The organism is Massilia sp. BKSP1R2A-1 (assembly GCF_050586525.1).
GTDB lineage: Bacteria > Pseudomonadota > Gammaproteobacteria > Burkholderiales > Burkholderiaceae_D > Telluria.
This window is the reverse complement of sequence record NZ_JBOBRE010000001.1, coordinates 714,949-729,866: the sequence shown is the minus strand read 5'-3', so window position 1 is coordinate 729,866 and position 14,918 is coordinate 714,949. Positions and strand designations below refer to the sequence as shown.

Annotated in this window: 9 protein-coding genes; 4 read left to right on the top strand and 5 right to left on the bottom strand. The window is 69.8% G+C overall.

What is annotated here, in order from left to right; all coding sequences use genetic code 11:
- Window positions 1-213: 213 nt before the first annotated feature.
- The 3 genes from ACQ7JA_RS03420 to ACQ7JA_RS03410 all read right to left on the bottom strand — a co-directional run bounded on the left by ACQ7JA_RS03420 (window position 214) and on the right by ACQ7JA_RS03410 (window position 7,655).
- Window positions 214-2,871, bottom strand: a complete 2,658-nt coding sequence (locus tag ACQ7JA_RS03420; protein ID WP_430894492.1) for an ATP-binding protein — start codon at window positions 2,869-2,871, stop codon at window positions 214-216.
- 208 nt (window positions 2,872-3,079) lie between these two features.
- Complete coding sequence (locus ACQ7JA_RS03415; RefSeq protein WP_430894491.1) at window positions 3,080-5,524, bottom strand: heavy metal translocating P-type ATPase; 2,445 nt, start codon at window positions 5,522-5,524, stop codon at window positions 3,080-3,082.
- Between the two features lie 259 nt (window positions 5,525-5,783).
- Complete coding sequence (locus ACQ7JA_RS03410; protein WP_430894490.1) at window positions 5,784-7,655, bottom strand: PAS domain S-box protein; 1,872 nt, start codon at window positions 7,653-7,655, stop codon at window positions 5,784-5,786.
- 195 nt (window positions 7,656-7,850) lie between these two features.
- Here ACQ7JA_RS03410 and ACQ7JA_RS03405 point away from each other — a divergent pair, with 195 nt between their 5' ends.
- Window positions 7,851-8,378, top strand: coding sequence for a nuclear transport factor 2 family protein (locus tag ACQ7JA_RS03405; protein ID WP_430894489.1), 528 nt, complete (start codon window positions 7,851-7,853; stop codon window positions 8,376-8,378).
- A 10-nt stretch (window positions 8,379-8,388) separates the two neighbouring features.
- Here the strand turns inward: ACQ7JA_RS03405 and ACQ7JA_RS03400 are convergent, their stop codons facing one another.
- Window positions 8,389-8,967, bottom strand: coding sequence for a flavin reductase family protein (locus ACQ7JA_RS03400; protein WP_430894488.1), 579 nt, complete (start codon window positions 8,965-8,967; stop codon window positions 8,389-8,391).
- Window positions 8,968-9,050: 83 nt separating this feature from the next.
- On the bottom strand, window positions 9,051-10,829 hold the full coding sequence (locus tag ACQ7JA_RS03395) for an amidohydrolase (RefSeq protein WP_430894487.1): 1,779 nt from the start codon (window positions 10,827-10,829) through the stop codon (window positions 9,051-9,053).
- A gap of 548 nt (window positions 10,830-11,377) precedes the next feature.
- Here ACQ7JA_RS03395 and ACQ7JA_RS03390 point away from each other — a divergent pair.
- Genes ACQ7JA_RS03390 through ACQ7JA_RS03380 form a run of 3 tightly spaced genes read left to right on the top strand, consistent with a single transcriptional unit; the run spans window position 11,378 to window position 14,908 of the window.
- Window positions 11,378-13,153: a sensor histidine kinase gene (locus ACQ7JA_RS03390; protein ID WP_430894486.1), complete on the top strand. Its 1,776-nt coding sequence runs from the start codon at window positions 11,378-11,380 to the stop codon at window positions 13,151-13,153.
- Complete coding sequence (locus ACQ7JA_RS03385; RefSeq protein WP_430894485.1) at window positions 13,150-13,782, top strand: response regulator transcription factor; 633 nt, start codon at window positions 13,150-13,152, stop codon at window positions 13,780-13,782. Before ACQ7JA_RS03390 ends, ACQ7JA_RS03385 begins: the two co-directional genes overlap by 4 nt.
- 58 nt (window positions 13,783-13,840) lie before the next feature.
- Window positions 13,841-14,908 carry a porin gene (locus ACQ7JA_RS03380; protein WP_430894484.1) on the top strand — a complete coding sequence of 356 codons (1,068 nt, stop codon included), beginning with the start codon at window positions 13,841-13,843 and terminating at the stop codon, window positions 14,906-14,908.
- Window positions 14,909-14,918 lie beyond the last annotated feature (10 nt).

The window sequence follows — 14,918 nt, the reverse complement described above, 5'->3', positions numbered from 1 at the left end:
CAGTCCGATTGCCGGGCCCAGTAGCGCAAGCAATTGCGCGCGCTGGCGCCGGTCGAGATGCCTGACGCGCGCCAGCCACCTCCTGAAGCCCGCCGCCTGCATTGCCGCCTCCGCTATCGACCGAGATGGCAATCAGACAGCGAAGCAGCTCGACAGTTCAACCTGGCCCAACAGCCAACGGTGACAGCGCCTTGTAAATCCCATGCCCCGCGCCTAGAACTTCTTCAGCAGCTCGATCAGCTCCTGCGGCGCCACCGGCTTGGTGAAGTGCGCATCGAAACCGGCCGCCAGCGAAGCGGCGCGGTCTTCCTGCCGTCCCCTTCCCGTTACCGCCACCAGGCAGGGCTTCGGCGTGCGCCGCGCCAGGATGGTCGCCACCTCGAGTCCATCCATCTCGGGCATGCCCAGGTCCAGCACCACGATCTCGCTCGGGCGCTCGTTGAACAGCCTGAGCGCCGCCGCCCCGTCGTGCGCCACCTCCACCGTCGCGCCTTCGGTGCGCAGCAGCCAGGCCAGCGATTCGGCCGCGTCGACATTGTCGTCGGCCACCAGGATGCGCTTGCGCAGGCTCGCCGCCGCGCCGGGTCCTTCGGCCGTCCCCGGCGCCGGCTGCGGCGGGCGAATCGCCGGCAGCCACACCGTGAACGCCGACCCCTGCCCCGCCCCATCGCTGTGCGCCCCGATCCGGCCGCCGTGCAGCTCGACCAGGCCCCTGGCCAGCGACAGGCCGATCCCCAGCCCGCCCTGGGCCAGGTGGCTGGCGCTGCTCACCTGCACGAAGGCGTCGAATACGCGGTCCACCATCGCCGGCTCGATGCCGATGCCGTTGTCGCTGACGCGCACCATCGCTTCGCCGCCCTCCTTCTTCAGGAGGATCGCGATGCGCCCGCCGGGCGGCGTGTACTTCGCCGCGTTGTTGATCAGGTTGGCCAGCACCTGGGTCAGCCGCAGGGCGTCGGCCTCGACCCAGACCGGCTCGTCGCAGAGATCGAGTTCGGTCGCGTGCCGTCCGGCTTCGATCTGGGGCATGCTGGTCTGCAGGGTATCGCGCAGCAGGCGCCCGAGTTCCAGCGGCGCGCGGCGCAGCTCGATCTTGCCGCGGCTGATGCGGGTGACGTCGAGCAGGTCGTCCAGCAGGCGCGACATCTGCGCCGTCTGGCGCCCCACCATGGCCGCGATCCACTCGATGCGCTCCTGGGGCAGGCCGCGCCCGCGCAGCAGGGAGGCCGCATTCGCGATCGGCGCCAGCGGATTGCGCAGCTCGTGCGCGAGCGTCGCGATGTAGATGTCCTTGCGCCGGTCGGCATCCTTGAGCTGCTCCATCGCCGCCTCGCGCTCGCTGACGTCGAGCACCAGCGAGAACACCCGGTCGATGGCGCCGTGTTCGTCGTGCAGCACCGAGTTGTACCACTCGCAGCACAGGATGCGCCCGTCCCGGGTGCGGTTGCGGTTGGTCGACTTGACGTAGCGGGTGGCCGAATCCAGCAGGCGGCCGATGGCCCCTGCCACCTTGCCGGCATCTTCCTCGTGCACCACCGGCAGCGCGTCGATGCGGCGGCCCACGGCTTCCCCGGCGCTCCAGCCGAACAGCTCCTCTGCGCGCCGGTTCCACAGGCGGATGATGAAGTCGCGGTCCCACTCGATCACGGCCAGCGGCGTGTTCTCGATCAGGTAGCGGGCCTGGTCCAGGGCGCGCGCCAGCGCCGCGCTGGCCTCCGTGCTTTCCGTGATGTCGTCGAGGACGATCACGGCCGCGGCCAGCTCGGCCGCGCCGTCGCGCAGCGGCGCCCCGCTCACCGCGTAGACGCGGCGGCCGTCGTTCGCCACGCTCTCGAGCATCGCGTCGCGAAAGGGCTTGCCCTCGATCGCGCGCGCCACCGGCTCCCTGAGCAGCGCCAGCATCGCCGCCGGGCCCGGCGTGCCGTCGCGCGCGGCATGCTCGAAGCGCGCCGCCATGTGCTCGGCCTGGTCGTTGGCCATCACGCAGCGGCCCTCGCGGTCGACGATCAGGACGCCGTCGGGCAGCTGGCGCAGCACCGAACCGAGCAGGCTTTGCCACCGGGCGCGGGCGCGCATCTCGATCATCTCTTCGAAGGTCTCGCGCAGGCGCGCATGCAGGGCGATGTTGTCGATCGCGACCGCGCCCAGCACCAGCAGCGAGGCCGCCAGGCCGTACAGGCGGCCGGCATAGAAGCCGAGGTCGTAGCGCCCGCTGTTGAGGAGGCAGGACAGCATCAGCTCGGCGACCCAGGCCGTCATCGCCACCATCAACCAGACATCGAGCAAGGCGCGCGGTCGCTTGCAGGTGATCCGCCAGAGCGCGAACAGCGACAGGGCCAGCACGGCCAGCCCCAGGGCCCGATAGGAAGGCAGGAAACGGTGCTGATCGGTCAGCGCCGGCAGATAGGGCGCGCCGGAAGTGCAGAGCAGCACCAGGAGCGCCACGAACAGCGTGGTGAGCAGGACGCCGACCCGGAGGAAGTGGTCGGGCAAGGGCCGCCGGTACCTGCGCGCATAGCCCAGCACGAAGAGCGGGAACAAGGCGTGCCAGACCATGAACAGCCAGGGCGTGGTCTGGCCGTTCCCGATCGGCACGCCATGGCTGGCGAACAGGCCCGGGAAAGTCAGCAGATGGGCCAGTGCGATCAGGGCGGTAAACAGATAGCCCAGCGTGAGAATGCCGAGCGACCAGGAACGGTTGGTCCGCACATGGCCAAGCAGCAGGATTCCGGTCAACAGGTTGCTGCCGATGAGAGCCGACTGGTGCATCGGAACAAACGCCGGCACCGCCGGCATCGCCATGCCGGCCAGCGGCGCCAGCAGGATGAACTTGAGGCCAAGAACGGCGAGCACGATGAGCACATTGCGCATCTGCCTGCTCGAGGGCGGATGGGTCGCGAGGTCCGCCGGTTCCGCTAACACGCCATGTCGCATCGTGGATTCCATTGGATTGCCGACCACCTCGTCGAGCTGCGCCCCCGTACCGCCGCTACCGAGCCTGTGTTGTATTTATTTATTGTCCACTAAAATATATCTCAAAAGTAGATGTTGAGGAGTGCCGTTCGGTGTTAACGAGTCGTTAACGCGACGCCCCGCCGGATTCCAGCACCGGGTAGCCGGCCGCATCGATGGCTGCCGCGATGCTCGCCAGCGCGGCCTTGCTGTCCACGCTTACCTTGCGCGTGGGCAGGTCGATCGTGACCCTGGCCGCCTCGTCCACACCCTGCACCGCCTTGGTCACGCGGCCCACGCAGTGTCCGCAGCTCATTCCGTCCACCAGTAGTTCGTACATTGTCGTTTCTCCAGGTTGATGGGGCGCCACGGCCCCGTTGATGTCGCTTGCCATACTCGGTTCCGGCTGCCAGCGTCGCAGCAGCAGTGCATTCGCCACCACGCTTACCGAGCTGAGCGCCATCGCTGCGCCGGCCAGCACCGGGCTGAGCAGGCCGAAGGCGGCCAGCGGGATGCCGACCACGTTGTAGACGAAGGCCCAGCCAAGGTTCTGGCGGATCTTTGCATAGGTGCGCTGCGATACGGACACCGCATCGGCGACCAGGCCCGGGTCGCCGCGCATCAGGGTGATGCCGGCGGCTTGCATCGCGACGTCGGTGCCGCTGGCCATGGCGATGCCGACGTCGGCGGCGGCCAGCGCCGGCGCGTCGTTGATGCCGTCGCCGACCATGGCGACCTGGCGTGCGCCATCCTTGAGTTCGGACACCACGCCGGCCTTCTCGCCCGGCAGCACGCCGGCGTGCCAGCGCTCGATCCCGAGCTGCCCGGCCACCAGGCGCGCCGCGCCTTCGTTGTCGCCGGTGAGCATCACGGTCTCGATGCCCAGCCGGCGCAGGCGCGCCACCGCCTGCGCGGCGCCCGGCTTGAGGACGTCGCCGAAGGCCAGCAGGCCGATCACCTCCAGCCTGTCCCCGCCGCGCCGCGCCAGCCAGGACACGGTGCGCCCGACCGCCTCATGCGCGGCCGCCGCGGCGGCAAAACGCTCCGTGTCGGCCTGCAGTTCCGCCATCAGGCGCGCATTGCCGAGCCAGACGGCGGCGCCGCCGACCTCGGCCGTCACGCCGCGCCCCGGCAGCGCTTCGGCCTGCGTGGCCTGCGCCAGGACCAGGCCGCGGCTGCGCGCGGCGTCCAGGACCGCGCCCGCCAGCGGATGGGCGCTGGTCTGCTGGACGGCGCCGGCCAGCAACAGCACCTGGTCCGCATCGCCCTCCACGGCCGCCAGCACCGGCTTGCCCTCGGTGAGGGTGCCGGTCTTGTCGAAAGCCACGACGTCCAGCGCATGCGCCGTTTCCAGTGCCTGGGCATCCTTGATCAAAATGCCGTGGCGGGCCGCGGCGCCGGTGCCGACCATGATCGCCGTCGGCGTCGCCAGGCCCAGTGCGCAGGGACAGGCGATCACCTGCACCGCCACCGCGTTCAGCAAGGCCGCTTCCCAGTCGCCGGTCGCCAGGCCCCAGCCCACCAGGGTGGCAAGGGAAATCAGGAGCACCACCGGCACGAACACGCTGCTCACCCGGTCGACCAGGCGCTGGATCGGCGCCTTGGCCGCCTGCGCATCCTCGACCAGGCGAATGATCTGGGACAGCATGGTCTCGCTGCCGATCTTGGTCGCCCGCACCAGCAGGAGCCCCTCGGCATTGACCGCACCGCCGGCCGCCCGGCTGCCGGGCCCCTTGGCCACCAGCAGGCTTTCGCCGGTAAGCAGGGATTCGTCCAGGTGGCTGCGGCCCTCGACCACGACCCCGTCGGCCGGCAACCGCTCGCCGGGGCGCACCACCATCAGGTCGCCCACCTCCAGATCGTCGAGCGCGATGCGCACATCCCCGCCCTCGCGGCGGACCAGGGCGTCGACGCTCTTCAAGGCTTCCAGCGCCCGGATCGCCGCCACGGTGCGGCCCTTGGCGCGCGCTTCCAGCCATTTGCCGAGCAGGACCAGGGTGATGACGACGGCGGACGATTCGAAATACAGGTGCGGCACGCCGTGTCCATGCTCCTGCAGCAGCAGGTAGACCGACAGGCCCCAGGCGGCGCTGGTGCCGATGGCCACCAGCAGGTCCATATTGCCGCTGCCGGCGCGCAGGGCCTTCCAGCCGGCCCGGTAGAAGCGCGCCCCGAGCCAGAACTGCACCGGGGTCGCGAGCAGCAGCTGCAGCCAGCCGGGCAGCATCCAGTCCGCACCGAAAGGCTGGGCAAGCATCGGCGCCAGCAGGGGCAGGCTGAGCAGCGCGCCGGCGGCCACCGGCCACCAGCCCGGCAACGCCCCGGGAGGCGTGGCGGCGTCCGGCGCGGGCGCCGCCTGGCCGGCGGGCGCGGCTTCGTAGCCGGCATCGCGTACCGCGGCCGCCAGGCGGGCCGGGTCGCCGCCGTGCACGGTCGCCTTTTCCGTCGCCAGGTTGACGCTGGCATCGAGCACGCCGGGCACCGCCCGCAGCGCCTTTTCGACCCGCCCCACGCACGAGGCGCAGGTCATGCCTTCGATGCGCAGCACCGTGGGTGTCGTTGTCATGTCCATCGGTCCTCCCGTTTCCATTACCGAAGGATATTCCTTCCCACAATGGGAAGGTCAAGCGTCTGTTTTTCGTCCGAATGCACCGTCGCTTGAGCCCATCGGTGGCGCGTGCCGGGAGGCCGAACTAGAGGAACAGTCCGGCCGTCGAAACCGGAACACTCAACCATTCGCCCCCAGGGGAACGCCCATGCACCTGCCCTCGCCGATGCCCATGCACCTCTGCCTGCGCCGCGCCGCCTGCCTGGCAGCGCCCCGGCGCGCGTCAGCAGGGATGCCTGGCCGAGCACACCCGGCCGCGGCCGGCCTTCTTGGCCTGGTACATGAAGTGGTCGGCTTCCTTGAGCAGTTCTTCGGCCTGGCGCGTGCCGCCGGCGGCGTCGAGGGCGATGCCGATGCTGGCGCGCACCCGCACCGCGCGGCCCGGCAGCTCGACCGGCTCGGCGATGCTCTTGATGAGCTTTTCGGCCACCCGGTGGGCGTCGTCGAAGGTATCGGCCATGTCCTCCAGCAGCACGGTGAACTCGTCGCCGGCCAGGCGGTAGACGCTGTCGGTGCGGCGCACCCCGGCGCGCAGGCGCTCGGCGACGACGCCCAGCAGGATGTCGCCGGCCTCGTGGCCCTGGGAATCGTTGACGGCCTTGAAGCCATCCAGGTCGATGAAGAGCATGCCCACCGTCTTGCCGCTGCGGCCGGCCCGCGCCTGCGCCAGCGGCAGCGCCTCCATCAGGGCGCGCCGGTTCAGCAGGCCCGTGAGCGCGTCGTGGCGGCTCTCGTACTCGCGCCGCACCTCTTCCTGCTTGCGTTCGGTGATATCGTGCAGGAAGGCGCTGAACACCTTCCCGCCGTCGAGTTGCAGCGCGCGGATGCGCACCTCGACCGTCAGGGTGGAGCCATCGCGGCGCACCGCCGGCAACTCGAGGCGCTGATCGGCCACGGTGGCCTGGCCGGTGGCCAGGTAGCGCCGCATGCCGTCGCGGTGGCGCTCGGCCAGCTCCTTTGGAATGATCAGTTCCTCCAGCTTGCGCCCCAGCGCTTCCTCGCGCGGCCAGCCGAAGGTTTCCTCGGCCTGGCGGTTCCAGGCCGTCACGACGCCGGCCTCGTCCAGGCCGATGTAGGCGTCGTTGGCATTCTCGATCACACTGGCCAGGCGCGCTTCGCTGGCGCCCAGGGCGGCGGTGCGCTCGGCAACGCGGCGTTCGAGGTCGGCATTCAGCGCGGCCACTTCCTGCTGCGCGCGCTTTTCCGCATCGATGTCCTTGATCACCGACACGTAATACTCGATCTCGCCCGCGCGGTTGAACTTGGGCGCGACGTTCAGGTTGATCCAGACCTCGCGTCCGTCCTTGCGGATGTAGCGCTTCTCCAGCTGGTACTGGGTGCGCGCGCCGCGGCGCAGCTCCTCCAGCAGCCCCACGTCGAGGGCGATGTCGTCCGGATGGGTGATCTGCTGGAAGGTCAGGCCCCACAGCTCTTCCTCGCTGTAGCCGACGATCGCGCAGAGCGCCGCGTTGACGCTGATCCAGCCGCCGTCCGGCGCCACCAGGGCGATCCCGACGCTGGCGACGTCGAAGATGCTGCGGAAGCGCGCCTCGCTGGCGCCCAGCACGGCGCTGGACTGCTCCAGCTGCTCGCGCGCCACCGCCAGGCGTTCGCGGTAGTGCACTTCCTTGGTCAGGATGGTCGCCAGGTCGTTCAGCACCTCCGCTTCCTCCCGGCTCATTTCGCGCGGCTTCGTGTCGAGGGCGCACAGGGTGCCGATCGCCAGCCCGGCGGCAGTGCGGATCGGCACCCCGGCGTAGAAGCGGATGTTCGGCGGACCGTAGACCAGCGGGTTGTCGCTGAAGCGCTGATCCTGCGTCGCGTCGTTCACCACCAGCGGCCGCGTCATCCCGATCGCATGCGCGCAGAACGCGTGCTCGCGCGGGGTCTGCTCCGCCTCCAGCCCGACGCGCGACTTGAACCACTGGCGGTCGGCATCCACCAGCGAGAACAGGGCCATCGGCACATTCAGCAGGCGGCTGGCCAGCCGGGTGATGCGGTCGAACACCGGCTCGGGCGGGGTGTCCAGCAGGGCCAGGGCGTCGAGCAGCGACAGGCGGTCCAGTTCGTCGGGAGGCAGAGGGGCGGCGGGCATAGTGTCGTTCGGTCGAATGTGCGGCGATATGAGCATGTTACGCGTTCTGGACGAGACTGTAACAGATTTGCAATTGCCTACGCATAATTACAGTATCTGCAACACCAACAATGTGTCGCAATAGAGAGAATTCGTGACATTCTTCGCCTTCGTACAATCCTATAATCTCGCTCAGCCCGTCATATGGAGCACGCCATGCGCGCCACAATCCTCTTTGCGCTCTGCCTTGCCTTCCTCATTCCAGGCGCCCGGGCCTCGCAAGCCGCGCTCGAACCGGCCGCGCGCGCCCAGGGCGGGGCAGGCCAGGCCCAGGCCGAAGCCGGCGTGCGGGAAGCGGAACGCCTGCGCGCCCAGGCCCTGAGCCAGGGTGACATCGATGCGCTGCGCCGCCTCATCGGCGGCGACTACTACCACGTCGAAAGCAATGGCCGGGTGCGCACCAAGGCCGAATTCCTGCAGGCGCTGGCGCGCGACGAATACCGGATTCGCAACTACGGTGTCGAGGAGATGGAAATCCGCCTCGTCGGCGACGGCGCCACCGCTATCGTCACCGGCACCTACCGCACCGTGCCCATGGACCAGCCGGCCGTCACGCTGCGGGGACGCTACGTGCGCATCTGGACCCGCCATGCGGAGGGCTGGCGCGTCGCCCTGCACCAGGGCACCCAAATCCGCCCGGTGGGCGCGAACACACCCGAACCCCGCCCCCAGGCCATGCAATGAATTCAGCGGTTCAGGCCTCTCCCGCGCGCATCGGCTCGCCGATGGCATAGAAGTGCCCGCCCGCGATATGGTGGATGCTGCGCCAGCGCGGGTCGGCTTCCTCGAAATGCCAGTGCCCGTCGCGAAACACCCGCTCGTCGGCCCAGGCCGCCGTCACTTCCCCGATGAACAGGTCATAGGCCTGCTGGTTGTGCGGTTCCGGCACCAGCCGGCAGGCCAGCCATGCCGAGCAGCCCGCGACCAGCGGCAGGCGATCGTCCTGTGCGTGCCAGAAGGCGACGCCGCTCCTCTCGAGCTTGTCCGGATCGCTGCGCAGCGAGCGGTTGCCGACGGCATGCGTCAGCGCCAGCTGCCCGGCCGTGGGCAGCTGGATCGCGAAGCGGCCGCTGCCCTCGACCAGGGCGCGGGTGGCGGTCGACTTGTCCAGCACCACCGTCAATTTCGGCGGCGCGAAATCGAGTGCGCAGGCCCAGGCCGCCGCCATCACGTTGTCGACACCTTCGTGGTGGCTCGAGACCAGCACGGTGGGACCGTGGTTCAGCAGGCGGTAAGCCTTGTCGAGGGGCACGGGAAGAATGTGGCGGTCCATCGGTGTTCCAGTCCTTGCGGTGTAGAGAGACCCAAGTGTGGCACGAATGGCAGGCAGGGGCCGTCTTCCTGGCGCGGCCCGCTTCAGCGGTTCTGGTAGCCGCCGAAGGTCGCCACCGGGCTCCAGCCCGGCGACACCGGCGGCAATTGGGGGGCGAGCGGCGCATACGGGCCGGCGCCGTAGACCACCCTGCCGTTCACGACCGTCAGCACGCTCTCCAGGCGCTTGATGCCCTCGACGTCCATCGTGAAGTAATCCTGGGGCAGGACCACGAAGTCGGCGTACTGTCCGCGTTCGATCGTGCCCTTCACCTGTTCTTCCCCGCTCATCCAGGCCGAACCCGCCGTCATCAGCTTCAGCGCGGCATGGCGGCCCAGCACATCCTCCTTGCGCCAGGTCTGCATGCCGCCCGCGGTCTTGCCGCTGACCGCCCAGTAGAGCGAAGGCCAGGGGTTGTAGCTCGACACGCGGGTGCCGTCGGTACCCAGGCCCACCGGCACGCCCAGTTCCAGCATGCGCCGGATCGGCGGCATCTGGCGGGTCTGCTCGCCGTAGCGCTTCCAGTAGGCTTCGCCCTGGAAGTGCATGCGGTCCTGGACCGCGATGCCGCCGCCCAGCCGCTTGATGCGGGCGATCTGCGCGTCGCTGATGGTCTCGGCGTGGTCGACGATGAAGCGCAGGCCGTTCAAGGGCGTCTTCGCGTTCACCTTCTCGATCACGGCGAGGTCGCGATCGATGCTCTCGCCGTAGGTGGCGTGCAGGCGGAAGGGCCAGCGCTTCTGCACCAGGTGGCTCACCACGCCTTCCAGCTCGCCCTCCATGTGCTCCGGCAGGTCGGGACGCGGCTCGAGGAAGTTCTCGAAGTCGGCGGCGCTGGCCACCAGGTTCTCGCCGCCGCCCTCGGCCGAGAAGCCGTTCGGGTAGAACATGTGATCGTTCTTGTCCGGATGCGTCATCGCGGTCCAGCGCTGGAAGTCTTCCAGTTCCTTGCCGGCGCGCTGGGCGAACAGGTAGTAGGAAGTGCGCACGGTGAGCTTGCCGGCGCGCGCCAGCGCGAGTGTCACGCCGTAGTCGTCCGGGTAGTTCTGGAAGCCCCCGCCGGCGTCGATGGCGCTGGTTACGCCCAGGCGATTGAGCTCGCGGTAGAAATGCAGGGTCGAGTTCAGCTGGTCGTCGCGGCCGAGTTTATTGGTCTTGGCCAGGGTCGAGTACAGGATCAGGGCGTTCGGCTTGGCGACCAGCTTGCCGGTCGGCTTGCCGGCCGCGTCGAGTTCGACTTCCCCATCCTTGAAGCGGGTGTTGTTATCGTAGCCGAGGGTGGCGATGCCCTTCTGGTTCAGGAAACCCAGGCCATAGAGGTAGAGGATGAAGACGGGCCGGTCGGGCACCGCCGCATTGATCTCCGCCAGCGTCGGCAGGCGCTTTTCCTCGAACTGGTACTCGTTCCAGCCCCCCACCACCTTCACCCACTCGCCTTCCGGCGTGCGCGCGGCCTGTTCCTTCAGCATCTCGAGCGCGCGCTTGAGCGAGGTGACGCCGTCCCAGCGCAGCTCCATATTGTAGTTCAGGCCCTGGCGGATCACGTGCACGTGCGAGTCGTTCAGGCCCGGGATCACGGTGCGTCCGCCGGCGTCGATGAGCCGGGTGCGCGGAGTCTTCAGTTCGAGCATGGCGGCATTGCTGCCGGTGGCCAGCACCTTGCCGTCCTTGACCGCCACCGCCTGCACGAATTCCCCTTCGCGCGCCATGGTGGCGATCTTGCCGTTGGTGAGAATCAGGTCGGCCTGGGCCCGGGCCGCGTCCGCGGACAGCAGGCCGGCGAGGCCCAGGATGGGGAGCAAGGTGGAGCGAAGCGTCGGCATGGTAATAATCCTTCCAGTCAGGTAGATCGATCGGGCTGACGATAGCAGCGGGAGGCGGCTCCAGCCCCTGCCGAATGGCGGGGCAGCTCGTCCGATATGCGAATCGTTCGACGATGGACGACACGTGCACCGGCCGTGAACAGCATGATGAAGCGAGGCTTGCGAAACGCAAAACGAGTAATTTCCCCTCGCTTGATCGAAAAAATCGAAGGTCGCGATGCGGACCGCATGAACTGTGAAATATCGCCTGGCCTTTGCAACTATCGTATGAGTGCCCTTGCCGGGCAGGCGCAGATAATGCTCTGCAAGCACCGGCCCCGCCTGCGCTGGAAACCTTTCGCACAGATGGAAGCATGACCATGAGCCTCGCCCAATTCGATGTCCCGACACGCCCGCCTGCCCGGCGGTCCGCGGTACCGGCCTCTCCGCCCCTGGACGGCGAATCGGCCTGCCTGTGCGCCTGGGAACGCATCCGCACGCTCCCGCCCGCCTTTTGGGCGCGGCAGCCTGCCCGAAGCCGCCCGGCGGCGGCGCCTGGCGACGGCGATTTGCACATTGCCGAGGAGATCCGCTGCGCCCTCGAGCATGGGGTAGCGCCCGCCACGCCGCCGGCGCTCCTGCTGCTGGCCGGCCTGGCGCTGCGCCACGAAGGACCGCACGAGGATGCCCTTCGCCTGGCGTGCACCGCGCTGGCGCTGGCGGCCCGCCTCGGCATCGGGGAAGACGGCCGGCTGGCCGCCCTGCATGCCGCCCTCGTCACGCCCCTTGCCGCCGGATTCGGGCAGGCGGCGTGCGAGCTGGTGGCGCTGGCGGAAAGCGCTGCGGCGCCCCGGACCGCCGCCGTCTGCCTGGCAGGGACGGGCCTGGTCGGCGGCCTGCCCTTGCCGGAACTGGCGCGCCGCCTCGAGACGGCCGCGCGGACGCCCGCCGCCTTCGACGACATGGCGGCGGCATCCGAGCTGGCGGCGCGCGCCCGACTGGCAGGCGTGCTCCTGCATGGCGGCGCCTGCCTGCCAACCGGCGCGGCGCCGCGCCGCTTCGGCCACTGGCTGGCGCTGCTGCAGTCGGCCTGGTATGCCGGTGCCCTCCCCCAGGCACTGCAGAGCGCCGGCCGGATGGTCAAGCAGCTTGGCCCGGCAGTCCCGCTGGCCGACCGGCTCTGTTACCACCTGTTCGCCGCCCTGGCGCTGTCGCGTGCGGACTGCGCCGCGACAGCGCGCCAGCTCGACGGCCACTGCGCCGCCCTGCGCCGCCTCGCCCCCTTCTCTTCCGATGCCGCGAACCTCGCGACGCTGGCGCAGGCCGCCCGTTCGCAGCGCGAGGGCGACGCGCTCGCCGCCCTGCGCGGCTTCGAACTGGTCGCCGGAACGGCCGGCCGCGAGGAGCGCCATTGGCTGGCCGCCCTGGCCTGGGAAGAGGCCGCCGTCCATGCCTCTTCCGCAGGCCTGGACTCGGCCGTGCGCCACTACCGGCGCGCCGCCCTGGCGAGTTACGGCTACTGGGGCGCGCTCGGCCGCATCGACACCCTGCGGCGCAGGTGGCAGGACCCGGAACTGGCGTCCGGCGACGGCCGCGCGAACGCGATGCTGCGCAGCTGCGGCGTCGGCGAGCTGGGACTGTCGATCGCGCACGAGGTCAACCAGCCGCTGGCGGCGATCGCCCTGCACGCGGCGGCGGCCCGCAAGTGGCTGCGCCGGCCCGAACCCGACATCGAGCGCGCCCTGTCCTCGATTGCCCTGATCGGCGACGCCGGCCGCCATGCGGGCGACATCGTGCGCAGCATGCAGCGCCTGGTGAGCCGGGCCGGCAGCGAGCTCGGAACGGTCGCCGTCGACTGCATGATCGGCGAGGTCCTGCTGCTCCTGCAGCACCGCCTGTGCAAGGATGGCATCCGGATCGAACTGGACCTCGGGCTGGGCGCGGAGCGCATCCATGCCAACCGCACCCAGGTCCAGCAGGTCCTGACCAACCTGCTGGTGAACGCCATCGACGCCCTGGCCGACGCGCCTGCGGAACCGAAGCGGATTCGCGTCGCCTCGCTGCGCACCGCGGGCCATGTGGACATCACGGTCACGGACAACGGCCCCGGCATCGCGCCCCACCATCGCGAGCGCGTGTTCGGCAGCCTGTTCAGCACCAAGCCGCACGGCACCGGCATGGGCCTGGCGATCAGCCTGGCGATCGTGCGCGCCCACGGCGGGGCGCTGGAATTCGAACCCGCCGAGCCGCGGGGCGCCTGCTTCCGCCTGCGCCTGCCGCTTGACGCCGCCGCGGCCCTGCCCCAGACTGCGTGCGTTTTCCCCAAGCCGCGCCACAGCCCATGACCGACACGCCCGCCATGATCCGCGTGATGATCGCCGACGACCACCCCATGATGCGGGAGGGAATCGCGGCCACCCTGCAGGCCCAGGGCGGCATGGAGGTCGTCGGCCTGGCCAGCAATGGCCTCGACGCCATCGCCCAGTTCGCGCGCCACCGGCCCGACGTCACCCTGATGGACCTGCAGATGCCGGTGAAGGACGGGCTGGAAGCCATCATCGCGATCCGCGCGATGCATCCGGATGCGCGCATCGTCGTGCTCACCACCTTCAGCGGCGATGCGCGCGTGACGGCCGCGCTCAAGGCCGGCGCCGCCGGCTACCTGCTCAAGGACGTCGCCGGCGCGGAACTGGCCCGCACGGTGCGCCACGTCTACCAGGGCGCCAGCGTGATCGCCAGGGTCGCGCAGGAGGAAGTGAACGGCCACTACCCCGCCGACAAGCTGTCGCCGCGCGAGCTGGAGGTGCTGCGCCTGGCGGCGGACGGCAACTCGAACCGCATGATCGGCGAGATCCTCAGCATCAGCGAACCCACCGTCAAGAGCCACATGAGCACCGTGCTGGTCAAGCTGGGCGCCAGCGACCGCACCCACGCGGTGACGCTCGCCATCAAGCGCGGCTACATCAGTCTCTAGCGTCCAACCCGGCCTTCCTGCAGGGTCGCGCGCCGCCGCGCCCCCGTAGGATGGGGACATGAAACAGACACTGCTCGCATGCGCCCTCCTCGGGGCCTTCGCGCCCGCCGCCCGCGCCCAGTCCAATGACATCCAGCTCTACGGACGGCTCAACCTCGCCCTGGAATCCGTCCAGGGCAGCGGCCACACCATGCGGGTATCGAACCACCGCTCGGTGTTCGGCCTGCGCGGCAGCGACGCCATCACGGGCGGCCTGCGCCTGCTCTACCAGGTCGAGAGCGCACTGGCGCCCGATACAGGGAGCGGCGCGCTGGCGGCCCGCGATACCCGCGTGGGGCTCGCGGGCCGCTGGGGCACGCTCTTCGCCGGCAACTGGTCCACGCCCTACAATACCGCCACGGCCAGCCTCGATCCCTTCTATCCGACCACGGCCGGCTACATGAGCATCATGGGCAACGGCGCGGCGCCCAGCGCCGGCAATCTCGACGACACCGCCTCCTTCGACCGGCGCCAGAAGAACAGCCTGCACTACTGGACGCCCGCCTGGCGCGGCCTGAGCCTGCGCCTGGCGCACGGCTTCAACGAAGAACGGCCCGCCGGCGGCGCCCGCCCCGCGCTCAGCTCGGGGGCGCTGCAGTTCGAGCGCGGTCCGCTGTTCGTGGCGCTCGCGCACGAGCGGCACCGCGATTACCAGGGCCCGGGCTTGTCCGACCGCGGCGGCAAGCTCGCCCTGGCCTGGCAATTCGGAAGGGTGCGCCTGGCCCTGGCCGGCGAGCGCCTGGAGTACCGGACCCCGACCGGCGCCTTGCGGCGTGACGCCTGGTTCGCCGCCGTGAGCAGGCAGGCCGGCGCCCACGCGCTGCGCCTGGCCGTGGCCAGGGCAAAGGACGGAAAAGGCAGCGCGACCGAGCGAATCGGCTTCATCGCCGCGGGACCGGATACGGGCGCACTGCACGCGACCGTCGGCTACGACTACGCCCTGTCGCGCCGTACTTCCCTGTTCGCCTTCCATACGCGCATCCACAACCGCGCGCACGGCACCGTGGACTTCGCGATCAATGGCCTGGCGCCGGTGGAAGGTGCACGGCTGCGCGGCACCGCAATGGGCATCCGCCACGCTTTCTGAGGAGCGCCGC

What these genes read in the sequence shown, in the direction of transcription:
- ACQ7JA_RS03420 (WP_430894492.1), bottom strand. Translation starts at nt 2,871, where the DNA reads ATGCGCAATGTGCTCATCGTGCTCGCCGTTCTTGGCCTCAAGTTCATC.
- ACQ7JA_RS03415 (WP_430894491.1), bottom strand. Translation starts at nt 5,524, where the DNA reads ATGGACATGACAACGACACCCACGGTGCTGCGCATCGAAGGCATGACC.
- ACQ7JA_RS03410 (WP_430894490.1), bottom strand. Translation starts at nt 7,655, where the DNA reads ATGCCCGCCGCCCCTCTGCCTCCCGACGAACTGGACCGCCTGTCGCTG.
- ACQ7JA_RS03405 (WP_430894489.1), top strand. Translation starts at nt 7,851, where the DNA reads ATGCGCGCCACAATCCTCTTTGCGCTCTGCCTTGCCTTCCTCATTCCA.
- ACQ7JA_RS03400 (WP_430894488.1), bottom strand. Translation starts at nt 8,967, where the DNA reads ATGGACCGCCACATTCTTCCCGTGCCCCTCGACAAGGCTTACCGCCTG.
- ACQ7JA_RS03395 (WP_430894487.1), bottom strand. Translation starts at nt 10,829, where the DNA reads ATGCCGACGCTTCGCTCCACCTTGCTCCCCATCCTGGGCCTCGCCGGC.
- ACQ7JA_RS03385 (WP_430894485.1), top strand. Translation starts at nt 13,150, where the DNA reads ATGACCGACACGCCCGCCATGATCCGCGTGATGATCGCCGACGACCAC.
- ACQ7JA_RS03380 (WP_430894484.1), top strand. Translation starts at nt 13,841, where the DNA reads ATGAAACAGACACTGCTCGCATGCGCCCTCCTCGGGGCCTTCGCGCCC.